We start from the raw sequence: 24,727 nt of genomic DNA, 5'->3' as shown, positions 1-24,727 counted from the left end.
TCATATAGGGATTTTGCGCCGAACGCATCACTGACGCGTGATCATGCGACGAGGGCCGCGTTTTTGCGTGGCCGGAGCTTTAATCGTGCAGGCGATGCGGCGAGACGATCAGGCCGTCCTCGTCGGCATAGAGCCAGTCGCCGGGGGTGAAGATGACGCCGCCGAAGGCTGTGGGGATGTCGATCTCGCCGATGGCGTCGCGGTCGGCGCGCAGGGGGACGGTCCCCAGGGCTTTGACGCCGATATCCATGGTGTTGATGACGGCGGTGTCGCGCACGGCGCCGTGGACGATGACGCCCGCCCAGCCGTTATCGATCGCCAGTTTGGCCAGGTTGTCGCCGACCAATGCCCGCTTCAGGGAGCCGCCGCCATTGACGACCAGCACGGCGCCCTGACCGGGGCGTTCCAGCGCCTGACGGACCAGGGCGTTGTCGTCCAGCACGCTGAGCGTGCGTACGGGGCCGTGTAAAGCCGTGACCTTGCCGTAGCTGCGGAAGGGAGTCTGGCAGACCTTCACCATGTCGGGGTGGGCGTCGCAAAGGTCGGCGGTGGCGAAGGGCAGGGGCATGGAGATGTCTGTCTGAGTGAGAAGGGAAGCGATCTGGCGAATCGATGTTATGTCTTTGTCTCTGACAATAATGTCAGGTCATGAGTTCAAGGAGATTGGATATGCGTAGCATCGTCAAGCTGGCGGCTGCAGGTCTCTTGTTCGCGATGACGGCTTCGCCAGCCGTGGCGTTCAAAGCACCCGAGTATGTATACTATTACACCTTTTATTCGGATGCTTCGAAGACCACGATCGTGGGCTACGGCCAGGACTACTGTATGGAATATGGTGGTAATGCTTGGGTAGTAACGCCTCTGTTCCCTACGCCATATTATACGGCGGAGCGAGGACACGAGTGCCGTCCTGGTGGGCCGCTCTGATCTAGTTACGAAAAGTCGCCGAACAAAAAAAGGCCCGCCCGAAGCAGGTCGGGCGGGCCGATCTCCGTCCGACCGGCCACGCGGGGTCGGTAGGCGGGTCGCGCGGCGGCGAACGGAGAAGCTGTGTCGGAAGGCGCCTGTCCCGCCGTCATCCTCAGGCTTGCCCGAGGACTGGATCGTCCGCGCGATCCCGGCTGGAACGGAAGGGGGCGCTTCCTGGCGTCATCCTCGGATCAGGCCCGAGGATGACGGCGTTCAAATGATGGGACGGATCAGCCTTCCATGTCCTGGCCCTCGTCGGGTTCGGGCGCGCCCAGCATGTCGTCGGCGATCTTGGCTGTGGACTGGCGCACCGCCTTTTCGATCGAGGCGGCCATGTCGGGGTTGTTCTTGAGGAACTCCTTGGCGTTCTCGCGGCCCTGGCCGATGCGGGTCGAGTCATGAGAGAACCAGGAGCCGGACTTCTCGACGATGCCCGCCTTGACGCCCAGGTCGATGATCTCGCCGATCTTGGAGATGCCTTCGCCGTACATGATGTCGAAGACGACTTCGCGGAACGGCGGGGCGACCTTGTTCTTGACCACCTTGACGCGGGTGGTGTTGCCGACCACCTCGTCGCGGTTCTTGATCGCGCCGATGCGGCGGATGTCCAGGCGCACCGAGGCGTAGAACTTCAGCGCATTGCCGCCCGTCGTCGTTTCCGGCGAGCCGTACATGACGCCGATCTTGTGACGGATCTGGTTGATGAACAGGACGATGCACTTCGACTTGGAGATCGAGGCCGTCAGCTTGCGCAGGGCCTGCGACATCAGACGCGCCTGAAGGCCGGGAAGGCTGTCGCCCATCTCGCCCTCGATTTCGGCGCGCGGCGTCAGGGCGGCGACGGAGTCGACCACCACGATGTCCACGGCGCCCGAACGCACCAGGGTGTCGACGATCTCCAGCGCCTGTTCGCCCGTGTCGGGCTGCGACACCAGCAGGTCGTCCAGATTGACGCCCAGCTTTTGCGCATAGACGGGGTCCAGCGCGTGTTCGGCGTCGACGAAGGCGGCCACGCCGCCCTTCTTCTGGACCTCGGCCACGGTGTGAAGGGCCAGGGTGGTCTTGCCCGAGGATTCGGGACCGAACACCTCGATCACTCGCCCGACCGGCAGGCCGCCGATGCCGAGCGCCATGTCGAGACCGAGCGAGCCGGTCGAGACGCTTTCGATCTCGGCCACCTGTCCGGCCTTGCCCAGTTTCATGACCGAGCCCTTGCCGAAGGCGCGATCGATCTGCGCGATCGCCGCCTCTAGAGCGCGTTGTTTGTCGCTGTCTTCTTTACCCACGAGCTTCAGTGCCGCCTGTGACATTGGTTTTCTCTCCCTTGCCATGATTCCCATCTGACTTCGGGAGAGACCCGCCACGGACCCGCTCCCTTGGTGAAGCCGACTATGGACATGGTTTGTTCTTGTTCGCAAGATGTTCTCGTGAACTTAACAGGAACATCCTTGGGTGACGCGACCGGAATTGACGCATGGTCTCTTTTGTCGGCCGGATTGATCCAACAGCCAAGCTCGCGCGTTAGGGCGGCATGACTGACATTGAGACTTCCCTTCCCGCCGAGCCGGCCAAGCCCGCCGTCCTGACCATCCGCAACGCCCGCATGGGCGACGTCGCCGGCATCAACGCCCTGGTGGCGCGGGTGTATAAGGATATGCCGCCCTATACGGCCGGGATGCTGCGCGGCCAGATCGCCACCTATCCGGACGGCCAGTTCGTGGTTGAGTTCGAGGGCGAGATCGTCGGCTACGCCGCCAGTTTCCGCATCGACGAAAAGTCGGCGATGGGGCCGCACACCTGGGACCAGATCACCGGCGGCGGCTATGGCGCGCGCCACGATCCGGCGGGCGAGTGGCTGTATGGGATGGAGGTCTGCGTCGACCCCGCCCGGCGCCGCCTGCGCATCGGCCAGCGCCTGTACGACGCGCGCCGCGACCTGTGCGAGGCCCAGAACCTGAAGGGCGTCGTCTTCGGCGGCCGGATGCCCGGCCTCGTGCGCCGCCGCTCGGCCTATCCCGACCCGAACGCCTATGTCGAGGCGGTGCGCGACCGCAAGGTGAAGGACCCGATCATGGCCTTTCACCAGCGTTCGGGGTTCGAGCCGGCGGGGGTGCTGCTGAACTATCTGCCGTCAGACAAGGCGTCGCTGGGTCACGCGGCGCGCTGGGTCTGGCGCAACCCCTACTATGTCGAGGCGACGGGCAAGGGGGCGGCCTTTGCGGTGAAGGAAACAGTGCGCGTGGCTACCGTCCAGCTGCAGATGCGCAAGGTCGGCAGTTTTCAGGAGTTCATGGATAACGTCGAATATTTCGTCGACGTGGTGTCGGACTATCGCGCCGACTTCGTGGTCTTCCCCGAGTTGTTCACGCTTCAGCTTCTGTCGCTGGAGACGAAGAAGCTGACCCCGGCGGAATCGATCGAGGCCCTGACCCGCTACACGCCGCGCTTCGTCGAGGCGATGCGTGAACTGGCGGTCGGCTACAACGTCAACATCATCGGCGGCTCGCACCCGACGCGGACCGAGGACGGCGAGATCCAGAATGTCGCCTACGTCTTCCTGCGCGACGGTTCGGTGCATGAGCAGGAGAAGATCCACCCGACGCCGAACGAACGCCACTGGTGGAACATCAAGGGCGGCGACCGCGTCCACGCCATCCCCACCGACTGCGGGCCGATCGGGGTGATGATCTGCTACGATTCCGAGTTCCCCGAACTGGCGCGGCGCCTGGCGGACGAGGGGGCGCGCATCCTGTTCACCCCCTTTTGCACCGACAACCGCCAGGGCTATCTGCGCGTGCGCTATTGCTCGCAGGCGCGGGCCATCGAGAACCAGTGCTACGTCGTGCTGTCGGGCAATGTCGGCAACCTGCCCAACGTCGAGAACATGGACATCCAGTATGCCCAGTCCTGCATCCTGACGCCGTGCGACTTCCCCTTCGCGCGCGACGGGGTGGCGGCCGAGGCGAGCGAGAACGTCGAGACAGTGACGGTGGCGGACCTGGACCTGTCAGACCTGGCCTGGGCGAAGGCGCAGGGGACGGTGCGGAACCTGCGCGACCGGAGGTTCGATCTCTACAAGACGGTGTGGACGGACGGGGGGTGAAGTCCCCCTCTTACCGCTCATCCCGGCGGACGCCGGGACCCAGTGAGAGCCGCGTGCACAGGACTTGCGTAATTCAGGCCGCGCGTTTGAGGCCAAAGCGCTGGGCCCCGGCGTCCGCCGGGGTGAGCGGGATTTTGTGACCTGCCTTCTATTTCGGCCGCTTCGCCGGGCTGTCCCGGAAGCGAGGCGCGGGCGCGGGCTGCACCACGCCCTGTGCGGTGACGAAGGCGTCGCGGGCGCGGTTGTGCGGGTGGTCGGGCGCCTCGGTCATGGACAGGACGGGGGCCACGCAGGCGGCCTGGGCGTCCGGGTCGTTGCACCAGTCGTCGCGGGTGCGGGTGCGGAAAACGGCGGCCAGCTTGTCCTTCAGCCTCGGCCATTGGTCCGGGTCGAACGGCATGGCGAAGTCGGGATCGGCGCCCAGCCCCGTCAGCCGCATCAGGGCGATGTAGAAGGCCGGTTCGATGGCGCCGACGGCGACGTATTTTCCGTCCAGCGTCTCATAGACCTCGTAAAACGGCGCGCCGGTGTCGAGCAGGTTGACGCCGCGCTCGTCGCGCCAGGCGAGACTGGGCGGCAAGGGCGCGGGCATATTCTGGCGGAAGCCCCAGATCATGCTCATCAGCAGGGCGGAGCCGTCGGTCATGGCGCAGTCGATGACGTCGCCGCACCCGGTGCGCTGGGCCTTCAGCAGGCCCGCGACCATGCCGAAGGCCAGCAGCATCCCGCCGCCGCCGAAGTCGCCGACCATGTTGATCGGCGGGGTCGGCTTCTCGCCCGCCCGGCCGAAGGCGTGCAGGGCGCCCGAGACGGCGATGTAGTCGATGTCGTGGCCGGGCGCCGGAGCCAGCGGTCCGTCCTGACCCCAGCCGGTCATGCGGCCGTAGACAAGGCGCGGGTTGTCGGCCAGCAGCGCGTCGGGCCCGAGGCCGAGACGCTCCATGACGCCGGGACGAAAGCCTTCGATCAGGCCGTCGGCGGTGCGGGCCAGATCGCGGATCAGGGCGGCGCCCTCTGGCGTCTTCAGGTCGGCCTCGACCAGACGGGCGCGGCTGCGGTTCAGGGGATCACGCAGGTCGGGTGCGGCGCCGGGGCGGTGGACCAGCACCACCTCCGCTCCGTGATCAGCCAGCATCATTCCGCAGAAGGGGGCCGGGCCGATGCCGCCGATTTCAATGATGGTCAGGCCGTCGAGAGTTCCGCTCATACCCGGCACTGAAGCCGAGGCGGGCGGCCCCGTCCAGCTTGCGCCGTCCGGGGCCGCCTCTTCGGGGAAGCTGAATGATGTGCCCGCTCACCCCGGCGGACGCCGGGGCCCAGTGCTTTGGCCGAGGGGCGCGACCATGCTGGTTGGCGCGGCGCGCGTCGCTCTCACTGGATCCCGGCGTCCGCCGGGATGAGCGGATTTAGGGAGTCTACGCCGCGCGGTTCTTCACCAGATCATCCACCACCGACGGATCGGCCAGGGTCGAGGTGTCGCCCAGGGCGCCCAGTTCGTTCTCGGCGATCTTCCTCAAAATCCGCCGCATGATCTTGCCCGAGCGGGTCTTGGGCAGGCCCGGCGCCCACTGGATCACGTCAGGGGCGGCGATGGGGCCGATCTCCTCGCGGACCTGGGCGACCAGGGCCTTGCGCAGGTCTTCGGTGGCCTCGACCCCCTTGTTCAGGGTGACATAGGCGTAGATGCCCTGCCCCTTGATGTCGTGGGGGAAGCCGACGACGGCGGCCTCGGCCACGTCGTCGTGCAGGACCAGCGCGCTCTCGACCTCGGCCGTGCCCATGCGGTGGCCCGAGACGTTGATGACGTCATCGACCCGCCCGGTGATCCAATAATAGCCGTCCTCGTCGCGGCGGCAGCCGTCACCGGTGAAATACTTGCCCGGATAGGTCGAGAAATAGGTCTCGAAGAAGCGCTGGTCGTCGCCATAGACGGTGCGCATCTGGCCCGGCCAGCTGTCGGTGATGCACAGATTGCCCTCGGTCGCGCCGTCCAGCACTGCGCCCTCGGCGTTGACGATTTCAAGCTCGACGCCGGGCAGGGGCTTGGTCGCCGAGCCGGGCTTCAGGTCGGTCGCGCCGGGCAGGGGCGAGATCAGGGCGCCGCCCGTCTCCGTCTGCCACCAGGTGTCGACGATGGGCAGGCGGCCTTCGCCGACGACCTCGTGATACCAGCGCCACGCCTCGGGGTTGATCGGCTCGCCGACCGTGCCCAGCAGGCGCAGGGACTTGCGGCTGGAGGCCTTCACCGGCGCGTCGCCGTCGCGCATCAGGGCGCGCAGGGCCGTGGGGGCGGTGTAGAAGATGTTGACCTGATGCTTGTCCACCACCTCCCAGAAGCGGCTGACGGTGGGATAGTTGGGCACGCCCTCGAACATCAGGCTGGTCGCCGCATTGGCCAGGGCGCCGTAGACGACATAGGTGTGGCCCGTGACCCAGCCCACGTCGGCGGTGCACCAGAAGACCTCGCCGGGGCGATAGTCGAACACCAGCTCATGCGTATAGCTGGCCCAGAACAGATAGCCGCCGGTCGTGTGCAGCACGCCCTTGGGCTTTCCGGTCGAGCCCGAGGTGTAGAGGATGAACAGCGGATCCTCGGCGTTCATCGGCTCGGGCGCGCAGTCGGGCGAGGCCTTGTCCGTCTCGACGCCCCAGTCCAGATCGCGGCCCGCGACGAAGGGCACTTCCGCGCCGGTGTGGCGCAGGACCACGACGGTCTTCACGCCCGCGACCTTTTCCAGCGCCTTGTCGACATTGGCCTTCAGCGGTACGCGCTTGCCGGCGCGGCAGCCTTCGTCGGCGGTGATGACGAAGGTGGATTCGCAGTCCTCGATCCGCCCGGCGATGCTGTCGGGCGAGAAGCCGCCGAAGATGACCGAGTGCACGGCGCCGATGCGCGCGCAGGCCAGCATGGCGTAGGCCGCCTCGGGGATCATCGGCAGATAGATGGTGACGCGGTCGCCCTTCTTGACGCCGTTGGCCTTCAGCACGTTCGCTAGGCGGCAGACGCGCTCGTGCAACTGGCCGAAGGTGACGGCTTCGCTGTCGGTCGGCTCGTCGCCTTCCCAGAGGATGGCGACCTCGTCCCTGCGGGCGGGCAGGTGGCGGTCGATGCAGTTGACCGAGGCGTTCAGCACCCCGTCCTCGAACCAGCGGATGCGGAAGTCGGCCTTGTTGAAGGAGACGTCCTTGATCTTCGTCGGGAAGGTCATCCAGTCCAGCCGCTCGGCCTGGGTGGCCCAGAAGGCGTCAGGGGTCTCACGCGCCTGAATCCGGGCCGCTTCATAGCCGGCGCGGTCCATGTGGGCGCGGGCGGCCAGTTCGGCGGGGACGGGATAGATTTCCGGATCAGACACGCGATTTTCCTCCAAAGTCTTTTTCTTCTTCGGCTTCAGAAGCCGTATTTCACGAACAGGATCAGACGGGTCATGTCGCCGTCCAGTCCTGACTCGAGTTTGCGGTCAGCGAACATCACCTCGGCGCCGACATCAAAGGCCGCAACCGGCGACCAGATCAGATTGGCGTGAAGGCTCTGGGCCGAGCGGTTGACGGCCGCGCCGGTCAGGGCGACGTCGTTGTCGACCTTCTGCGTGGACCAGATCAGGCTGGAGCGCCAGCCCGGCGCCCAGACGTGGCGATAGGCGGCGAAGCCTGCGACCACGCCGATGGCCTCTAGCTTGCCCGAGGCGTCCAGCACGGCGTCGTTGGAGAAGTTCAGCCCGACATAGCGGCCGATGCCTTCGCCGCCGGTCAGCATCAGGCGGATGTCGTCCTGCGCTCCGACCTTGAAAAGCGCCGAGGCCGACAGACCCCAGCCTGTGGCGGTGGAATCCACGTTGGTCGCCGGGTTCTGGTACTTCAGCTGACGCAGCAGGCCGGACAGCTGGACGGCGCCCCACGGACGGCTGAGGCCATAGCGTGCGGTCAGGTCGGGCAGGCTGTTGTCGTCGGCGATGATCCGCGCGCCGCCGCCGAAGGGGGTGACGGTGGTCTCGGGGTTCTCCAGCGCGATGGAGAAGGGGCCGCGCGTATAACGGACCTGGGCCTGACGGGCGAAGACCGTGCCCTCGGCCGCGCCGACGAAGTCCGCCGATTCCGGCAGGACGGCGGTGTTCTGGAAGTTGGTCCACTCCTGGCCGATCAGCCACTCATCGATGGTGACGAAGGCGCGGCGCAGGGCGGGGTTCGCGCCGCTGGTCGTGCGCTGGTCGCCTGAGCCGGGCAGGGTCTGGAAGTCCATCTCCAACCGCGTGCCGATCTTGCGGCCGCCGACCACGCCGTCGGTGGTCAGCCAGAAGCGGGTCTGGCGAGCGTTGAAGTCGGTGGCCACGTCCTCGCTGTCGCCGCCGACGGGGATGGAGCCGGGCAGGTGATAGTCGCGCAGGGCGTCGCCGTTGGCCGGGTCGCCGCCGGAATATTTCGACGCCATGAAGTCGGTCTTGATGAAGCCGCCGAACTTCACCGTGTGGTCGCCGATGCGGAAGCCTTCTTCGCGCGGGGCGTCGGAGACGGGCGTCGGGGCCAACGCCGGGACGGGCGCAGGGCGCGCTTCGAGGCGGACGATGTCCTGCGCCATGACCTGATTTTGCGAGGCCTGCTGCGTTCTGGCGGCGGCGACTTCGGACTTCAGGCTGTTCAGCTCGGCTTCGAGCTGGGCGATACGGGCTTCCAGTGCGGCGCTGGCCTCTTGAGCCAGAGCCGTGCCGGGGACAAGCAGCAACGCGGCCGCAGCCACGCCGCCGAACAGACGGCAGCTTCCCATGCGAGGTCCTCCCAGACCGTTGTTCCGGGCCCGTCTGTCGCAGGCCTCAGAACGGCAGCATTCCGCGCGGTTCGGGTTTGCGGCCATTAGCCATTCGTCTAGTTTCGACCAAAGTCGAGGCGCGGCATGGTGTCGTCGCGACGCGGCCCGATGAACAAGAACCGCGCGTGGGAAGGACCTTCATGGATCGCATCGTCGTCGCCGACGACCATCCCCTGTTTCGCGCGGCCTTGAGGTCGGCCGTCGAAAAGGCGTCCGAGGGCGCGCAGATCGTCGAGTGCGCCAGTCTGGCAGAGGCGCAGGCCGCCCTGTCCGAGGGGCCGGTCGACCTGTTGCTGCTGGACCTGAAGCTGTCGGATGTGGACGGCATGACGGGCCTGACCCTGATCCGCGCCGATCATCCGGCCGTCCCGGTCGCCGTCGTCTCGGCCAGCGAAGAGGCGCCGACCATCCGCCGCGCCCTGTCGCTGGGTGCGGCGGGCTTCATTCCGAAATCGGCCGCCCTGCCCGAAATGGTCGAGGCCATACAGGCCATCCTCGAGGGAGAGACCTGGGCGCCCGAGGTCGAGGCGGCGGGCGAGGAGGAGGCCGACCTTCAGGCTCGCATCGCCAGCCTGACGCCGTCGCAGCTGCGGATTCTGGAGGGGCTGAAGGTCGGGCGGCTGAACAAGCAGATCGCCTTCGACCTGGGCGTCACCGAGGCCACCATCAAGGCGCACCTGACCAGCGTCTTCCGCAAGCTGGGCGTGCAGAACCGGACCCAGGCGGTGATATTGGCGCAGTCGCTGGATATTTAGCGCCCTTCTCCCCTTGTGGGAGAAGGTGGGCGCCGGAGGCGCTCGGATGAGGGGTGTCAGCGCGACGCTCAAAAGTCATTCAGGCCATGCTGCCCTTATGCGGACGCCGGGACGTTCACACCCCTCATCCGTCAGGCTCCGCCTGCCACCTTCTCCCACAAGGGGAGAAGGGTCAGCTTCTCAGGAACGCCTTCAACGCCGCTGGCTTGACCGGTTTCGGCAACAGCACGGCCCCGGCCGCCGCCGCCTTCTCCTTCAGCCCGTCGCGGGTGTCGGCGGTGACGAGGGCGATGCGTCTGACTCCCTGCGCGCGCAGGCGGTCGATGGCGGTCAGACCGTCCGGCTCGTCGTCGCCCAGATGCAAATCGACCAGGGCCGCGTCGAACGGGCCGACCGCCGCACGGGCTTCGGCGACCGAACGCGCGGTCACGGCCTGCGCGCCCCAGCGGTCCAGCAAGGCCGTCAGGGCGTCGAGGATGGCGGGTTCGTTGTCCACGCACAGCACCCGCAGACCGATCAAGGGCAGGCGCAGGTCGTCGGGCGTGATCTCCGGTTCGGGCGCCGCAGGGACGCGGGGAACGACGACGCGGAAGGTCGTGCCCCGCCCGACGTGCGAGGCCAGCGACAGCGGGTGGCCCAGCAGGTCCGACAGCTTCTGCACGATGGCCAGGCCCAGGCCCGCGCCGGGCTCGTCCACCGGGGCGCCGGGCAGGCGCACGAACTCGCCGAAGACCGCCTGCCGGTCGGCTTCGGCGATTCCGCGCCCGGTGTCGCTGACCAGAATCTGCACCCGTTCGCCGTCGCGTCGTGCGCCGATCAGCACATGCCCCCGGTCGGTGTAGCGGATGGCGTTGGCGATCAGGTTCTGCAGCATGGAGCGCAGCAGGTCGCGGTCCGAGGCGATCCACAGGCTGGACGGCGCCGCCGTCAGGGTCAGCCCCTTGGCGCGGGCGACCGGGGCGAACTCGCGCGCCAGTTCGTCGAACAGGCCGCCCAGGGCCAGCGGCGCCACGGCGGGCCGGACTCCGCCCGCCTCCAGCTTGGACAGGTTCAGCAGGGCGGTCAGCAGGCGGTGGGCGCTGTCGATGGCGCGGTCGGCGTTGGTCGCCAGGCCGCGCGCGGGCGATCCGGCCAGATCCGCATCCTCCCTCAGGGCGGCGATGAACAGGCGCGCGGCGTGCAGCGGCTGCAGCAGGTCATGGCTGGCGGCGGCCAGGAAGCGGGTCTTGGAGGCGGTGGCGTCCTCGGCCGTGCGCCGGGCCTCCTCCAGCCGTTCGGTGCGGTCGGCGACGCGTGCCTCCAGCCGTTCATTGGCCTCCTCCAGCTCGCGCGCGGCGCGGCGCAGGGCGGTGATGTCGGTATAGCTGGTGGCGTAGCCGCCGCCGGGAATGGGCGCGCCGGACGAGCGCAGGATGCGGCCGTCGGGCTGTTCGCGCTCGTGGTCGTGGGGGATGCGACGGGCCAGCGCCTCCAGCCGCCGTTCGACCCAGGCGTCGATCTCATGATCGGGCACGCCCGCCTCGCCGCGCTCGGCGTTCAGGCGATAGACGGCGGCGATAGGCAGGCCGACGTGGACGAAGCCCGCGGGCAGGTCGAACATCTCGACATAGCGGCGGTTCCAGGCGGTCAGGCGCAGGTCTTCGTCGACGACGCTGACGCCCTGATCGATGTTGTCCAGCGTGGTCTGCAACAGGTCGCGGTTGAACTGGACGGCCTGCGACGCCTCGTCGAGCATCCGCACCACGTCCTCGGGCGCGCGGCCTCCGGCGGCCAGGGCGGCGGCCAGGACGCGGCGGGCGGCGGCGGCGCCGACGGCTCCGGCCAGCATCCGCTCGGCCGCGCGGGCCAGGGCGGCGTCGGCGGGGTCGGCGTCCTTGAGGCGGGTGTCAGTCTCTCGCGCCCAGGCGGCGAAGGCGCGCTCGGCCCGCTCGTCGCCGATGAAGCGGGCGACCAGGGCGCGCAGGTCGCCGACCGAGGCCCCTGCCGAGCCGCCGCGTCCCTCCATCCAGTCCGGGCCGAGCCGGTCGACGAAGGCGCGGGCCTGGACCCGATCGATCAGGCGCGGCGGCCGCGCCCGCGACACCAGAACGAAGACGCCGAGGTTCAGCGACAGGCTGAGGAAGACCCCGGCCGCGAACGGGTCTTCCAGCCCCAGCATGGCGGGCACGTTCAGGCCGAAGCCGGGGGCCAGCTGCGGCGCGGCCAGCATGACGGCCCAGACCGCCATCCCCGCCGCCAGCCCGGCCAGGGCGCCGCTGGCCCGCCCGCCGCGCCACAGCACCGCTCCGAACAGCGACGGCGCCAACTGGGCCATGGCGGCGAAGGACACCAGACCGATGGCCGCCAGTCCGCTGGTCCGGTCCATCGCCAGATAATAGAGCCACGCCAACAGCAGCAGGGCGACGATGGCCAGGCGGCGGATGTTCAGCAGGGTGCGCGCCATGTCCGGCTGGCTGGCGCCGCCTCGCCGCCCTGCGCCCAGCAGCGGCAGGATCAGGTTGTTGGACACCATGGCCGACAGGGCCACGGCCTCGACGATGACCATGGCGGTGGCGGCCGAGAAACCGCCGACGAAGACCACGGCGGTCAGCACGCTGTGACCCGCGCCCAGCGGCAGGGCCAGCACCAGCAGGTCGGGATTGGTCTGCGGGGTGAACAATCCCCCCGCCGCCACCAGAGGCAGGACGGCCAGGGTGGTCAGGAGCAGGTACAGGGGGAAGATCCAGCGTGCGCGGCGCACCTGGGCTGGATCGCCGCCCTCGACGAAGGCGACGTGGAACTGACGCGGCAGGCAGAAGATGGCCAGGGTCGCCACCAGGGTGATGGCCATGAAGCGGGCGTCGATGTGCGGCCACGTTCCCAATTGGCCCAGGCTGTCGGTCACGGCCTGCCGCGACGGCGAAGCGGCCAGCAGGAAGACGGCGAAGACGGCGACGGCCAGCAGGGCGGCCAGCTTGACGATGGACTCGATGCCGATGGCCTGGATCAGGCCGCGGTTATGCTCGGTCAGGTCGGGCCGCCGCGCGCCGAACAGGATGGCGAACCCGGCCAGAACCGCCGCCATGACCAGGACGGTCAGGCTCTCGGACCCGGCGACTGGGGTGCCGACCGTGATCATCTCGCCCGCCATCGACAGCGACTTGAGCTGCAGCGCGATGTAGGGGACCGAGCCCAGAATGGCGACGCCCGCCACCGCCGCGCCCAGCGCCGGGCTCTTGCCGTAGCGGGACGAGATGAAGTCGGCCATCGAGCCGACGTTCTCGCGCCGGGCGGCCGAGGCGATGCGCCGCCACAGCGGCAGCAGCAGGGTCAGCCCCAGGATCGGCCCGGCGTAGATGGGCAGATACTCCCACCCGTCGCGCGCCGCCGTGCCCACCGCGCCGTAATAGGTCCACGACGTGCAGTATATGGCCAGCGACAGGGCATAGAGCGAGGGCCCCAGCATGCCTCGCCGCGCCTTGATCTGAGGCCGCTCGTACCACCATGCGATACCGAACAGGGCGGCCATGTAGAAGGCCGTCAGGGCCAGGGTGGCGAGGCTGAACATGGACGTCATCTGGGCCGGGCGCGATCACGCGGGCAAGTGAAAAAGAGGGCGGCCAGGCCGAAGCCGGACCGCCCACAGGTTGGCGAAAGTCAGTTGTTACTTAGTTCCCGATCAGTCGTGGATGTTCACGTCCTTGCCTTCCTTCACGAAGAGGACGCCGACGATCAGGGTCAGCACGGCGATGGCGATGGGGTACCAAAGGCCGTAGTAGATGTTGCCCGTGGCCGCGACCATGGCGAACGCCGTGGTCGGCAGGAAGCCGCCGAACCAGCCGTTGCCGATGTGATAGGGCAGGGACATGGAGGTGTAGCGCACCTTGGTCGGGAACATCTCGACCAAGGCGGCGGCGATCGGGCCGTAGACCATGGTCACATACAGGACCAGCAGGAACAGGATGCCGATCACCAGCGGCTTGTTGACCAGTTCGCTGTCGGCCTTGGCCGGATAGCCGGCTTCGGTCAGGGCGGCGGTCAGGCCGGCGTCCCAGGTCTTCTTCTGCGCGTCGAAGTCCGCCTTGGGCATGATCTTGCCGTTGAAGCTGTCGACCACGCGATCGCCGATGCGCACCTGGGCCACGGTCCCGGCGGGGGCGGCCTCATTGACGTAGGTGACGCCCGCCTTGGCCAGATGGGTTTTGGCGACGTCGCACGAGCTGTTGAAGACGGTCTTGCCGACGGGGTCGAACTGGAAGTGGCAATCGGCCGGGTCGGCGACGACGGTCACCGGCGACGAGGCCGCCGCAGCGGCCAGGCGCGGGTTGGCCGCCTCCGTCAGGGCGCCGAACAGCGGGAAGTAGGTCACGGCGGCCAGCAGGCAGCCCGCCATGATGATGGGCTTGCGGCCGATCTTGTCCGACAGCCAGCCGAAGATGATGAAGAAGGGCGTCGCCAGCGCCAGGGCGGCGGCGATCATGATGTTGGCCAGGGTCGGATCGACCCTCAGCGTCTTCTCCAGGAAGAAGAGGGCGTAGAACTGACCCGTGTACCAGACCACGGCCTGACCAGCCGCCAGGCCGAACAGGGCGATCAGCACCAGCTTCAGGTTCGGCCACTTCATGAAGCTGTCCTTCAGCGGGGTGGTCGAGCCCTTGCCCTCGGCCTTCATGCGCTTGAACGCCGGGCTTTCTGACAGCTTCAGGCGGATCCACAGCGACACGCCCAGCAGCAGGATCGAGACCAGGAAGGGGATGCGCCAACCCCATGCGACGAAGGCTTCCTCGCCGATGGTGAAGCGGACGCCCAGGATCACGGCCAGGCTGAGCAGCAGGCCCACGGTGGCGGTGATCTGGATGAAGGAGGTATAGAAGCCGCGCTTGCCCTCCGGGGCGTGCTCGGCGACGTAGGTGGCGGCGCCGCCGTATTCCCCGCCCAGCGCCAGGCCCTGGATCAGGCGCATCAGCACCAGGATGATCGGGGCGGCGATGCCGATGGCGGCATAGGGCGGCAACAGGCCGACCACGAAGGTCGAGACGCCCATCAGCAGCATGGTCACCAGGAAGGTATTCTTGCGCCCCCACAGATCGCCCATGCGGCCGAAGACGATGGCCCCGAACGGACGCACGGCGAAACCGGCGGCGAAGGCCATCAGGGCGAAGATGAAGCCGGTGGTCTCATTCACGCCCGAGAAGAACTGGGCGGAAATGATCGCGGCCAGCGAGCCGTAGAGATAAAAGTCGTACCATTCGATAACGGTGCCGACGGAGGAGGCGAGAATCACCAGCCGGTCGTTCTTGTCGACCGTGTGCTCGCCGCCGTCCGCCGCACCTATGGCGCGGTCGGTCATGGGCAGTCCCTTCCTGTGCGGCCGCGAAGCGCGGCGCGTTTCCCTCGCGCCCGGCGTGCTTTGCGCCGAGCGTCGGAAGGGAGAGTGACAGCAGGAACGCAGGTTTGCGGAGAGCGACCTTGGTCGAATAATCGCAGTCAGGAACCGCGACCCTCTCTCATCAGGATAGGGGGCTAAATCCCCATGCAGAGGTATTTGATCTCCAGGTAGTCCTCGATGCCGTGGCTGGAGCCTTCGCGGCCGAGGCCGGACTGCTTGATGCCGCCGAAGGGGGCGACCTCGGTGGAGATCAGGCCGGTGTTGATGCCGATCATGCCGGTCTGCATCGCCTCGGCCACGCGCCAGACGCGGCTCAGGTCGCGGGCGTAGAAATAGCCCGCCAGGCCGAAGATGGTGTCGTTGGCCAGAGCAACGCCTTCCTCTTCCGTGTCGAAACAGACGACGCCGGAGACGGGGCCGAACGTCTCTTCGCGGCAAATCTGCATGTCTTGCGTCACGCCCGACAGGACCGTCGGCTGGTAGAAGGTGCGGCCCAGGTCGTGGCGTTCGCCGCCGGTCAAAAGGGTCGCGCCTTTGGCCAGGGCGTCGGCGACGTGTTCCTCGACCTTCTTCACCGCCTTTTCGTCGATCAGGGGGCCGATCTGGACGCCGTCGTCTAGGCCGTTTCCGACCCTCAGCGCCTGCGTCGCCTTCGTCAGCTTGGTGACGAATTCGTCATGGACGGCGGCCTGCACATAGAAGCGGTTGGTGCAGACGCAGGTCTGGCCCGCGTTGCGGTACTTCGAGGCCACTGCGCCCGCCACGGCCGCGTCCACATCGGCGTCGTCGAAGACCAGGAAGGGGGCGTTGCCGCCCAGTTCCAGGCTCATCTTTTTGATGGTGTCCGACGATTGCTTCATCAGCAGGCGGCCGATCTCGGTCGAGCCGGTGAAGCTGATCTTGCGCACCGTCTCATTGGACGTCAGTTCGCCGCCGATGGCCGAGGCCGAGCCGGTGACGACGTTGAACAGGCCGGGCGGCAGGCCCGCTTCTTCCGCCAGAACGGCCAGGGCCAGGGCTGACAGCGGCGTCTGGCTGGCGGGTTTCAGCACCACGGCGCAGCCGGCGGCCAACGCTGGGCCGACCTTGCGGGTGATCATGGCGGCGGGGAAGTTCCACGGCGTGATGGCCCCGACCACCCCGACCGGCTGGCGCAGAGTCACCAGCCGCTTGGACGCTTCGTGGCTGGGGATGACCTCGCCATAGGTGCGTTTGCCCTCTTCGGCGAACCATTCGATGAAGCTGGCGGCGTAGGCGATCTCGCCCTTGGCCTCGGTCAGGCTCTTGCCCTGTTCTCGGGTCAACAGGCGGCCAAGGGCGTCCTGCTCGCTCATCATCAGGTCGAACCAGCGGCGAAGGATGCGGGCGCGCTCGCCCGCCGTCCTGGCGGCCCACGGCTTCATCGCGGCCTCGGCGGCGGCGATGGCGCGGCGGGTCTCAGGGGCGCCCATGTCGGGGACCGTCGCCAGCACCTCGCCCGTGGCCGGGTTGGTCACCTCGAGGGTTCCGCCGCCGTCGGCGTCGATCCAGCGGCCGTCGACATAAGCCTGATGACGCAGCAGACGGGCGGGATCAGACATGGGGCGAACTCCTTGGACGCAAGACGCAGGAACGAGGGCGGGGAGCCGTTATAATGCGTCGGCGCGGACGAGGCTGCACGGCCGCGCGAAAGTCTAGCCGAGCATCAGTCCCATGCGGACCAGTGCCGACAGGCTGTCGGCCTCCATCTTGGCCATGACCTTGGCGCGGAAGACCTCGACCGTGCGCGGGCTGATCTTCAGCTGCAGCGCGATCTCCTTGTTGGACAGGCCCGCGATCAGGGCGTCGAAGACCTGGCGCTCGCGCGGGGTCAGCCGCCCCAGCCGCATCTGCGCCGCCTGACGGGCCTGCTGGCGTTGGTCCAGATCGTCCATCCGGTTCAGACAGGCGCGGACGGCCTCGATCAGGCGCTCAGGGTCGAACGGCTTTTCGATGAAGTCGACGATGCCGGACTTCATCATCTGCACCGCCATCGTCACATCGGCGTGGCCGGTGATGACGATGATGGGCCAGGCGTTTCCGCGCAGCTCGATCAGGCGGCGCACCAGTTCGCCGCCGTCCATGCCGGGCATCCGCACATCGGTGATGACGCAGGCGGCGGCGTCCTGCGGCAGGGCGGCGAAGAAGTCGGCGCCTCCGGCGAAGCCGCGCGCCCGCACGCCGTCGGCGCGCAACAGGGCCAGCAGGGAGTCCCGGACGGCGTGATCGTCATCGATGACGAAGACGGAACGGCTCATCGCGAACCTCCCTCGTGACGGCGCAGGGCGAAGGCGAAGGCGGCGCCGCCCAGCGACGGGCTGCGTTGCGCCGACAGGGCGCCGCCGTGACGTTCCACGATGGTGCGCGTGACCGACAGGCCCAGACCCATCCCGCCCGACTTGGTGGTGGTCAGGGGTTGGAAGATGTGTTCGACGTCCGCCTCGGCGATGCCGCCGCCGTTGTCCTCGACGCTGATGCGATAGACGGGACCTTCCACGCGGCCGGTCACGTGGACGGCGCCGCCGCCCGGACGGTCCGCCGCCGCTTCGACCGCATTGCGCACCAGATTGACCAGAGCCTGCTGGAACTGGATGCGGTCGGCGCGGACGTCGTCGTCCTCGGCCTCGGCGTCGAGGCGGACCTCGACCTTCTTGTCCTGGCCGATCATCTGCAGAATGGGCGCCAGATCTTCGATCATGGAGGAGACGCGCTCGCGCCCCAACACGCTGGTTTCAATGGTCAGAAGCTCGCGCATTCGGTGGATCAGCTTGCCGGCGCGAAGCAACTGGCCCTTGGCCAGATCAAGCGGCGGGCGGGCGGCGTCGGCGGCGGGGCCGGCCTTTAGCATTTCCGCCTGGCTGGCGTGAATATAGGCGGTCGCGGCGCTGAGCGGCTGGTTCAGCTCATGGGCCAGGGTGGCGGCCATCTCGCCCAGGGAATTCAGTCGCCAGACCTTGTTGAGCTGGGCGTGCAGTTCACGCGCCTGCGCCTCGGCCGCATGTGAGTGCGTCAGGTCGGTCAGGGCCACGGCCACGTGCTCCACGCCCGATCCGCCGGGGCCAGGCGTCGAGGGGATCAGACCGAAGCGCAGACTGAGCGGAAAGGTCGAGCCGTCGGCGCGGCGGCCGGTCCAATAGCCGCGGCGGTTTTCCAAGTGGCCCGCCTGGGCGTCGGACCGGAGGACGGCGTCTATGTCGAACTCGGCCGTCAGATCGGAAAAGGCGCGTCCCAGCGCCGCCTCGCGCGGCAGGCCGAACAGGGCCACGGCGGAGCCGTTCATCCGCTGGATCAGACCTTCCCGGCTGAGGGTGAGGGCGGGGGTCGACAGGAAGGCGGCGTGCAGCATGGCGTCGCGCGCTGTCAGTTGGCGCGCCATGTCGCGGTCCTGACGCCAGGCTGCGATCAGGCTCAGGATCGACAGCAGGATGAAGACCAGGGCGATCAGGAGCGCCGGGCGGGTCGCTGCCCACGGAAACGCCAGGGCGAACGCCAGGACGGCGCCCGTCAGCGTCGAGAACGCCAGAGCTGCAGCCCAGGCGTGGGGCTTGCGATGCGAGGCGACGGGGTGGCGACGATCCAATGCGGAATAAATCGAAAGTCCTCCTCGCGCCTGCCCGACCAGGGCCGAGATCTTTCGTAACAGCATCGTCAGAATCAAGACGTTGCGGGGTTCTAAATATTCGCAGTGAAGGTTGCAATCATCGCCAGTGATCAGAGAGATCACAGAAAGCGACATTTCTAAAGATAACGACGATATTCGTTACCTTGTTAACGCTGTTGCTTAACTCTACCGTTTCGACGCTGGAGATTCATGTCGTCAGCAGATGTCGATCTTGTGGTTGTGACGTCCCTCGTCGGGACATGCGGATTTATACGTAGGCGGTAGTTTACGATTCCATACGGATATGCCCGGCAAGAAGGCCTCACTCAAAAGAGGTCCGAATGCCCTTTCATGTTTCAGCCCCCCGCCAGAATGGCGCGCGCGGGCTTTGTACGGCGGCTCTGGTCGCAGTCGCCTGTGCTGCTAACCCGGCGACGGCGCAGTCCGTAGATGGCCGCTGGAGCGGCCAACTGGGCCTCGCCAGCGAATACGTCGGCAAGGGGCTGGGCAAGAGCGCGGGTGATCCCAGCCTGAACGGAACGCTGGAGGCGTCGTACGGCGATCTCTACGGCAGCGTCTTCGCCTCGACCGCCAACCTGTCTCAGGGTTCGGACGCCGAGATCATCACGGCTCTGGGCTGGCGGCCCAGGGCGGCGGGCTTCGCCTTTGATCTGTCGGTGATGAACCGCGACCTGCCTGGGACGCGGCCCGGCGTCGACGCCAACTATTGGGAATATCAGGCGGACGTCTCGCGCAGGTTCGGGCGCGTGTCCGGGCGGCTGCGCGTCAACTACACGCCGGACGGCTTCGCCGCGACGCGACAGGCCTGGTGGATCGAGGCTCAGGCGGCCGCGCCGCTGGGTCCGCGCGCCCGGGCCTCGGCCGCCTTCGCCGTTCGTTCGGCCGACGGCGGGGCCGACTACAACGCCTGGAACCTGGGTGTGAAATACAACCTGAGCGAGCGATGGGCGATCGACGCCCGCTGGTACGACACCGACAGTCGTTCGCTGGGCGATAGCTATGACGGGCGCCTGGTCGGTGCGCTCAGCTTCAACTTCTGATCGAAAGCCGTTTTCGGCTCTCAAGAGAATCTTCACGGGGGAAGAGTTAGATGGACGCCATGTTGAGCGACCTGAAGATCGAAAAGAAACTGATGGCGGCCTTTGCGGTCGTGATTCTGGCCATCGTCGCCATGGGGCTGACGGTGTTTTTGCAGATCAATGCGCTTGATGCGGCGCGGACGGATCGTTCGCGCGCAGGCGTGGTCCAGCGTGAGGCCGAGGCGGCGCAATTCTATCTGGCGCGTCAGGAGGCCAGCTATCGCGGCTTCCTGGTGTCGCGCGACCCCTATTATCTTCAGCGTGTCGAAGAGCATCGCAAGAGCTTCAATCAGAGCCTGGACCGGCTGGTCCAGCTGGACCGCTCCAGCGCCGCTCAGGCGCGGGCGGCCCGCACGGCTGCGGACGAGTGGAACAAGCAGGTGGTTCAGCGCGGCCGGGTCATGGTCGCCGATCAGGCGGGCTGGATGCAGGCCATCGCCATGGTCGGCCGTGAAGGCCAGGCGGACAAATTCATCGATCCGGCTGAAAGCGCGCTGGACGGACTGATCGAGAAGAAGGTTCAGGAAAGCCGCGTCTATGGCGACAAGCAGGTGTTGGCCGCCAAGACGGCCCGCATTGTGCTGATCGGCGGCCTGCTGTTGGCCCTGGCGCTGGCGGGCGGCATGGCGGTGATGCTGACCAATGTTCTGGCCAAGCCGCTGACGGCGATGACGACGGCCATGCGCCGCCTAGCCTCGGGCGACACCTCCGTCCCTGTTCCGGCCGCCGGCCGCAAGGACGAAGTCGGCCAGATGGCCGCCGCCGTCCAGACCTTCAAGGACGCCGCCATCGCCAAGGAAGCCCTTGAGGCCGAGACGGCCGCCCAGCGTCGCGCGGTCGAGGAAGAGCGGGCTCGCGTCGAGGCCGAAAAGGCCAAGGCGGCCGAAGAGGACCGCATCGCCATCACCGCCCTGGCCCAGGGCCTGAATGCGATGGCTCATGGCGACCTGACGCATCGGATGACGGCCAATGTCGCGCCCAAGGCCGAACAGCTGAAGAGCGATTTCAACGCCGCCGTATCCCAACTGGAGCAGGCGGTGGCGGCGGTGGTCGGCAACGTCGCCGCCATCCGCTCGGGCTCGGGCGAGATCAGCCAGGCCTCGGACGACCTGTCGCGCCGCACCGAGCAGCAGGCCGCCAGTCTGGAAGAGACAGCCGCGGCTCTGGATGAAATCACCGCCACGGTGAACCGGACCGCCGACGGCGCCCGTCAGGCTTCGCGCGCCGTGCAGACCGCCCGCAATGAGGCCGAGGCCTCGGGCGTGGTGGTCAGCGACGCCGTCGCCGCCATGACCGCCATTGAACAGTCGTCCAATCAGATCAGCGCCATTATCGGCGTGATCGATGAGATCGCCTTCCAGACCAACCTGCTGGCTCTGAACGCAGGCGTCGAGGCGGCGCGGGCGGGCGACGCCGGGCGCGGCTTCGCCGTGGTGGCGTCGGAAGTGCGGGCGCTGGCGCAGCGCTCGGCCGAGGCGGCCAAGGAGATCAAGACCCTGATCACCGCCTCCGGCCGTCAGGTGGAGCAGGGCGTGACCCTGGTCGGTCAGACAGGCCAGGCCCTGGGCCGCATCGTCGCCGGCGTGGCCGAGATCGACGGTCTGATGTCGGAAATCTCGGCCTCCGCTCAGGAGCAGGCGACGGGCCTGCAACAGGTCAACACCGCCGTGAACCAGATGGATCAGGTCACGCAGCAGAACGCCGCGATGGTCGAGGAATCCACCGCCGCCAGCCATTCTCTGGCTCAGGAGGCCGATGTGCTCGCCGCGTCGGTGGCGCATTTCAAGGTCGCGCATCTCAACGCGGCTGCACCTGCGCTCAAACCGGCTGCCCTCAAGCCGTCGGCTTCGAAGCCGACGGCTCCAGAGCCGGTCGCCGTTTTCGGCGCTGTCGAGCCGTCGACGTCACCCCTGCGCACGGCTCAGCCGGTGGCCGAGACGGTCGCCGCCCTGAAGACGATGGGACGCGGCGGCGCGGCCCTGAAAGCTGAAATCATCGAAGACGGGTGGGAGGAGTTCTGATGACGGCCACGGTCGTTCTGGCCCCGGTTCTGGACCTGCGCGCGGCCGAGCCGCTGAAGGGCGAACTGCTGGCGGCGCGCGGTCAGGCCCTGACGCTGGACGGTTCGGCCGTCGAGCGGCTGGGCGGGCTGTGCCTTCAACTGCTGTTGTCGGCGATCCGCACCTGGCGCGCCGACGGCCAGGCTTTGACCTTCGTCAATGCTTCCGAGGCCATGACGACCCAATGGAGCGCCTTCGGCGCTTCGCCCTTCGACCTTTCCACACAGGACGCCCTGCAATGATCAAGACCGTTCTGACCGTCGACGATTCACGCACCATGCGCGACATGCTGATGCTGGCGCTCAAGGACGCAGGCTATCGCGTAGTCCAGGCCGAGGACGGCGTTCACGGTCTGGAGGTGCTTCAGGCCGAGAGCCCCGACATCGTCATCACCGACATCAACATGCCGCGCATGGATGGCTTCGGCTTCATCGAGGGGATGCGGGCGGACCCGGCCTTCAGCGCCGTGCCCGTGCTGGTCCTGACCACCGAGAGCGACGCCGCCAAGAAGCAGCGCGCGCGTGAGGCCGGGGCCACCGGCTGGATCGTCAAGCCGTTCGATCCGGTGCGTCTGGTTGACGCCGTGCGCCGCGTGGCGGCGTAAGAAAAGAGGGGCGTGGGGCGATGAGCGACGATCCGTTCGAGGCGATCAAGGCGACCTTCTTTCAGGAGTGCGAGGAACTGCTCGCCGACCTGGAAGGCAATCTGCTGACGCTGGAGTCCGGTTCGACGGACATTGAGGTCATCAACGCCGTCTTCCGCGCTGTCCATTCGGTCAAGGGCGGGGCGGGGGCCTTCGGGCTGGAAGAACTGGTCCGCTTCGCCCATGTCTTCGAGACGTTGATGGATGAACTGCGCTCGGGCCGGAAGCCGTGTGACGATCCGACGGTGAAGACCCTGCTGCGGGCTGCGGACGTGCTGGCGGATCACGTCTCCGCTGCGCGCGGTGCAGGCGCAGCCGTCGACCCGGTTCGTTCGGCCGGGCTGGTCGCCGAGCTAGAGGCCCTGACCTATGGCGGGGGCGCTCCGGTCGCCTCGATCGAGCCGGAAGAGGATGACTTCGGCTTCACGCCGGTCGCCATGGACCTGGCGGCGTTCGAGGCTCCGGCGGGGCTGCCGGATCTGGCCGACCTGCCGCCGCTGCCGGATCTGGCGACCTTGTCGTCCCTGTCCGCTCCGGCGCCTCTGCCTGACCTGTCGGCGCCGGCCGCTGCGGGCGGCTGGAAGATCGTCTTCCGCCCGCATCCGCGCCTCTACGCCAGCGCCAATGAGACCGGGCTGCTGCTGCGCGAACTGGCCCGCCTGGGGCCGGCGCGGGTGCAACTGGACGACAGCGGCCTGCCGCTCCTTGACGCGCTGGAGCCGACCGACAGCCACCTGATCTGGACCATCGAACTGGGCGGCGCCGTCAGCGAAGCCGAGGTGCGCGAGGTCTTCGACTTCGTGGAGATGGACTGCGATCTCAGCATCTCGCCGCTGGGCGATGCGGCGCCGGTCGAGGCCGCGCTCGCCGCCGTGGCTGACGAGGATGACAGCGACGCTTCGGCCCTGGCCCGTGCGGCGTCTTCGGAACTGGATATCGCCGCCCTGCTGGCCTCGGTCGGCGCCGCGTCGACGGAAGCGCCTGCCCCTGTCGCCGCGCCTGTGATCGCCCCCGCCCCTGAGCCTGTCGCGCCGCCGCTCCCGGTCAAACCTGCGCCTGCGCCGACCGCTGCGGCGCCTGTGCAAATGGCGCCTCCCGCCGCCGCGCCCGTGACCATCCGCGTCGATCTGGAGCGGGTGGACCGCCTGATCAATGCGGTCGGGGAACTGGTCATCCAGCAGGCCATGCTGGCCCAGCGCGTGACCGAGAGCGGTTTGGCCCGATCGTCCGACATCGGCCTGGGTCTTGAAGACCTGGAGCTGCTGACGCGCGAGATTCAGGACAGCGTCATGGCCATTCGCGCCCAGCCGGTGAAGTCGGTGTTCCAGCGCATGCCGCGCCTGGTGCGAGAGGCTGCCGAGGCCACTGGCAAGAAGGTGAAACTGGTCACGTCCGGCGAGGACACCGAGGTCGACAAGACCGTGATCGAACGCCTCTCCGACCCGATCACCCACATGCTGCGCAACGCCATCGACCACGGGCTGGAAGGGCCTGAGGAGCGTCTGGCGGCGGGCAAACCGGCCGAGGGAACGGTGCGTCTGGCGGCCCTGCACCGCTCGGGCCGGATCGTCATCGAGATCTCCGACGACGGCAAGGGCATCAACCGCCCGCGCGTCAAGGGCATCGCCGTCGAGCGCGGCCTGATCGCCGAGGACGCCATCCTGTCGGACGACGAGATCGACAACCTGATCTTCCTGCCCGGTTTCTCGACCGCGACCGAGGTGTCGGACCTGTCGGGCCGGGGCGTCGGCATGGACGTGGTGCGCCGCTCGATCCAGTCGCTGGGCGGGCGTATCTCGATCAGCTCCGTGCCGGGCAAGGGCTCGACATTCACTCTCAGCCTGCCGCTGACGCTGGCCGTGCTGGACGGCATGGTGGTCGGCGCGGCCGATCAGACCCTGGTCGCGCCCCTGGCCGCCATCGTCGAGAGCCTGACGCCGAACGAGGCCGACATCCATTACGTCGGCGGCGTCGATCCGGTGTTGCGCTTCCGCGAGGCCTTCGTGCCGCTGGTGGACGTGGCGCAGGTCATGGGTTTCCGCGACGACCCCACGGTCCTGAAGGGCGGGGTGGTGATGATCGTCGAGACCGAGAGCGGCCAGCGCGCCGCCCTGCTGGTCGACGCCATCCACGGCCAGCGCCAGGTCGTCATCAAGAGCCTGGAATCCAACTACCGCCACGTCGAGGGCGTGGCCGCCGCCACCATCTTGGGCGATGGCCGCGTGGCCCTGATCCTCGATATCGACGCCCTAGTGACCGCCAAGCGTTCCCGAACCCCGTCGCGTTCCGACCTGCAAATGGCGAGCTGA

General features: G+C 67.7%; 18 protein-coding genes. 8 read left to right on the top strand and 10 right to left on the bottom strand.

Features of this window, described 5'->3' with window-relative positions; all coding sequences use genetic code 11:
* Positions 1-79: 79 nt before the first annotated feature.
* The gene (gene rraA, locus RSD66_RS14205; RefSeq protein ID WP_415288384.1) at positions 80-568 is read right to left on the bottom strand and encodes a ribonuclease E activity regulator RraA; all 489 of its coding nucleotides are present in this window, start codon (positions 566-568) and stop codon (positions 80-82) included.
* Positions 569-669: 101 nt separating this feature from the next.
* On the opposite strand from rraA, the gene RSD66_RS14200 reads away from it, so the two are divergent.
* Positions 670-927: a hypothetical protein gene (locus RSD66_RS14200; RefSeq protein ID WP_155802476.1), complete on the top strand. Its 258-nt coding sequence runs from the start codon at positions 670-672 to the stop codon at positions 925-927.
* Between the two features lie 272 nt (positions 928-1,199).
* Here RSD66_RS14200 and recA read toward each other — a convergent pair whose 3' ends face one another.
* Complete coding sequence (gene recA / locus RSD66_RS14195; protein WP_024354566.1) at positions 1,200-2,279, bottom strand: recombinase RecA; 1,080 nt, start codon at positions 2,277-2,279, stop codon at positions 1,200-1,202.
* Positions 2,280-2,500: 221 nt separating this feature from the next.
* Between recA and RSD66_RS14190 the strand changes: the two genes are divergently transcribed.
* The gene (locus tag RSD66_RS14190; protein ID WP_415288383.1) at positions 2,501-4,072 is read left to right on the top strand and encodes a GNAT family N-acetyltransferase; all 1,572 of its coding nucleotides are present in this window, start codon (positions 2,501-2,503) and stop codon (positions 4,070-4,072) included.
* Positions 4,073-4,220: 148 nt separating this feature from the next.
* On the opposite strand, the gene RSD66_RS14185 is transcribed toward RSD66_RS14190, so the two are convergent.
* The 3 genes from RSD66_RS14185 to RSD66_RS14175 form a co-directional block, all read right to left on the bottom strand.
* Positions 4,221-5,279 (bottom strand): CaiB/BaiF CoA transferase family protein, encoded by a 1,059-nt coding sequence (locus tag RSD66_RS14185; RefSeq protein ID WP_415288382.1) that lies wholly within the window; start codon positions 5,277-5,279, stop codon positions 4,221-4,223.
* A gap of 208 nt (positions 5,280-5,487) precedes the next feature.
* Positions 5,488-7,425 (bottom strand): acetate--CoA ligase, encoded by a 1,938-nt coding sequence (gene acs, locus RSD66_RS14180; RefSeq protein ID WP_415288381.1) that lies wholly within the window; start codon positions 7,423-7,425, stop codon positions 5,488-5,490.
* Between the two features lie 35 nt (positions 7,426-7,460).
* Positions 7,461-8,831 carry a DcaP family trimeric outer membrane transporter gene (locus RSD66_RS14175; RefSeq protein WP_415288380.1) on the bottom strand — a complete coding sequence of 457 codons (1,371 nt, stop codon included), beginning with the start codon at positions 8,829-8,831 and terminating at the stop codon, positions 7,461-7,463.
* Between the two features lie 182 nt (positions 8,832-9,013).
* On the opposite strand from RSD66_RS14175, the gene RSD66_RS14170 reads away from it, so the two are divergent.
* Positions 9,014-9,628 carry a response regulator transcription factor gene (locus tag RSD66_RS14170; RefSeq protein WP_415288379.1) on the top strand — a complete coding sequence of 205 codons (615 nt, stop codon included), beginning with the start codon at positions 9,014-9,016 and terminating at the stop codon, positions 9,626-9,628.
* Positions 9,629-9,800: 172 nt separating this feature from the next.
* Here the strand turns inward: RSD66_RS14170 and RSD66_RS14165 are convergent, their stop codons facing one another.
* The 5 genes from RSD66_RS14165 to RSD66_RS14145 all read right to left on the bottom strand — a co-directional run bounded on the left by RSD66_RS14165 (position 9,801) and on the right by RSD66_RS14145 (position 18,660).
* A complete protein-coding gene (locus tag RSD66_RS14165; protein WP_415288378.1) occupies positions 9,801-13,175 on the bottom strand; it encodes a PAS-domain containing protein in 3,375 nt (1,124 codons plus the stop codon).
* Between the two features lie 111 nt (positions 13,176-13,286).
* Entirely contained in the window at positions 13,287-14,957 is a 1,671-nt protein-coding gene (locus RSD66_RS14160; protein WP_415288377.1) for an MFS transporter, read from the bottom strand.
* 173 nt (positions 14,958-15,130) lie between these two features.
* Positions 15,131-16,576 carry an NAD-dependent succinate-semialdehyde dehydrogenase gene (locus RSD66_RS14155; RefSeq protein WP_415288376.1) on the bottom strand — a complete coding sequence of 482 codons (1,446 nt, stop codon included), beginning with the start codon at positions 16,574-16,576 and terminating at the stop codon, positions 15,131-15,133.
* Positions 16,577-16,669: 93 nt separating this feature from the next.
* On the bottom strand, positions 16,670-17,272 hold the full coding sequence (locus tag RSD66_RS14150; protein ID WP_346524680.1) for a response regulator transcription factor: 603 nt from the start codon (positions 17,270-17,272) through the stop codon (positions 16,670-16,672).
* A complete protein-coding gene (locus RSD66_RS14145; RefSeq protein WP_245559476.1) occupies positions 17,269-18,660 on the bottom strand; it encodes a two-component system sensor histidine kinase NtrB in 1,392 nt (463 codons plus the stop codon). The genes RSD66_RS14150 and RSD66_RS14145 overlap by 4 nt, the downstream gene beginning before the upstream one ends.
* 296 nt (positions 18,661-18,956) lie before the next feature.
* Here RSD66_RS14145 and RSD66_RS14140 point away from each other — a divergent pair, with 296 nt between their 5' ends.
* Genes RSD66_RS14140 through RSD66_RS14120 form a run of 5 tightly spaced genes read left to right on the top strand, consistent with a single transcriptional unit; the run spans position 18,957 to position 24,727 of the window.
* Positions 18,957-19,676 carry a TorF family putative porin gene (locus tag RSD66_RS14140; RefSeq protein WP_024354577.1) on the top strand — a complete coding sequence of 240 codons (720 nt, stop codon included), beginning with the start codon at positions 18,957-18,959 and terminating at the stop codon, positions 19,674-19,676.
* 50 nt (positions 19,677-19,726) lie between these two features.
* A complete protein-coding gene (locus RSD66_RS14135) occupies positions 19,727-21,736 on the top strand; it encodes a methyl-accepting chemotaxis protein (RefSeq protein ID WP_415288375.1) in 2,010 nt (669 codons plus the stop codon).
* Entirely contained in the window at positions 21,736-22,017 is a 282-nt protein-coding gene (locus RSD66_RS14130) for an STAS domain-containing protein (protein WP_415288374.1), read from the top strand. The genes RSD66_RS14135 and RSD66_RS14130 overlap by 1 nt, the downstream gene beginning before the upstream one ends.
* The gene (locus RSD66_RS14125; protein ID WP_312448639.1) at positions 22,014-22,379 is read left to right on the top strand and encodes a response regulator; all 366 of its coding nucleotides are present in this window, start codon (positions 22,014-22,016) and stop codon (positions 22,377-22,379) included. Before RSD66_RS14130 ends, RSD66_RS14125 begins: the two co-directional genes overlap by 4 nt.
* Positions 22,380-22,399: 20 nt before the next feature.
* A complete protein-coding gene (locus RSD66_RS14120) occupies positions 22,400-24,727 on the top strand; it encodes a chemotaxis protein CheA (RefSeq protein ID WP_415288373.1) in 2,328 nt (775 codons plus the stop codon).

It is taken from the genome of Brevundimonas sp. S1H14, assembly GCF_047716865.1.
GTDB classification, from domain to species: domain Bacteria; phylum Pseudomonadota; class Alphaproteobacteria; order Caulobacterales; family Caulobacteraceae; genus Brevundimonas; species Brevundimonas naejangsanensis.
This window is presented reverse-complemented; position numbering and strand designations above follow the sequence as displayed.

Coding starts and splice junctions, on each gene's coding strand:
- rraA (WP_415288384.1), bottom strand. CDS start 568: ATGCCCCTGCCCTTCGCCACCGCCGACCTTTGCGACGCCCACCCCGAC.
- RSD66_RS14200 (WP_155802476.1), top strand. CDS start 670: ATGCGTAGCATCGTCAAGCTGGCGGCTGCAGGTCTCTTGTTCGCGATG.
- recA (WP_024354566.1), bottom strand. CDS start 2,279: ATGTCACAGGCGGCACTGAAGCTCGTGGGTAAAGAAGACAGCGACAAA.
- RSD66_RS14190 (WP_415288383.1), top strand. CDS start 2,501: ATGACTGACATTGAGACTTCCCTTCCCGCCGAGCCGGCCAAGCCCGCC.
- RSD66_RS14185 (WP_415288382.1), bottom strand. CDS start 5,279: ATGAGCGGAACTCTCGACGGCCTGACCATCATTGAAATCGGCGGCATC.
- RSD66_RS14175 (WP_415288380.1), bottom strand. CDS start 8,831: ATGGGAAGCTGCCGTCTGTTCGGCGGCGTGGCTGCGGCCGCGTTGCTG.
- RSD66_RS14170 (WP_415288379.1), top strand. CDS start 9,014: ATGGATCGCATCGTCGTCGCCGACGACCATCCCCTGTTTCGCGCGGCC.
- RSD66_RS14165 (WP_415288378.1), bottom strand. CDS start 13,175: ATGTTCAGCCTCGCCACCCTGGCCCTGACGGCCTTCTACATGGCCGCC.
- RSD66_RS14160 (WP_415288377.1), bottom strand. CDS start 14,957: ATGACCGACCGCGCCATAGGTGCGGCGGACGGCGGCGAGCACACGGTC.
- RSD66_RS14155 (WP_415288376.1), bottom strand. CDS start 16,576: ATGTCTGATCCCGCCCGTCTGCTGCGTCATCAGGCTTATGTCGACGGC.
- RSD66_RS14150 (WP_346524680.1), bottom strand. CDS start 17,272: ATGAGCCGTTCCGTCTTCGTCATCGATGACGATCACGCCGTCCGGGAC.
- RSD66_RS14145 (WP_245559476.1), bottom strand. CDS start 18,660: ATGCTGTTACGAAAGATCTCGGCCCTGGTCGGGCAGGCGCGAGGAGGA.
- RSD66_RS14140 (WP_024354577.1), top strand. CDS start 18,957: ATGCCCTTTCATGTTTCAGCCCCCCGCCAGAATGGCGCGCGCGGGCTT.
- RSD66_RS14135 (WP_415288375.1), top strand. CDS start 19,727: ATGGACGCCATGTTGAGCGACCTGAAGATCGAAAAGAAACTGATGGCG.
- RSD66_RS14130 (WP_415288374.1), top strand. CDS start 21,736: ATGACGGCCACGGTCGTTCTGGCCCCGGTTCTGGACCTGCGCGCGGCC.
- RSD66_RS14125 (WP_312448639.1), top strand. CDS start 22,014: ATGATCAAGACCGTTCTGACCGTCGACGATTCACGCACCATGCGCGAC.
- RSD66_RS14120 (WP_415288373.1), top strand. CDS start 22,400: ATGAGCGACGATCCGTTCGAGGCGATCAAGGCGACCTTCTTTCAGGAG.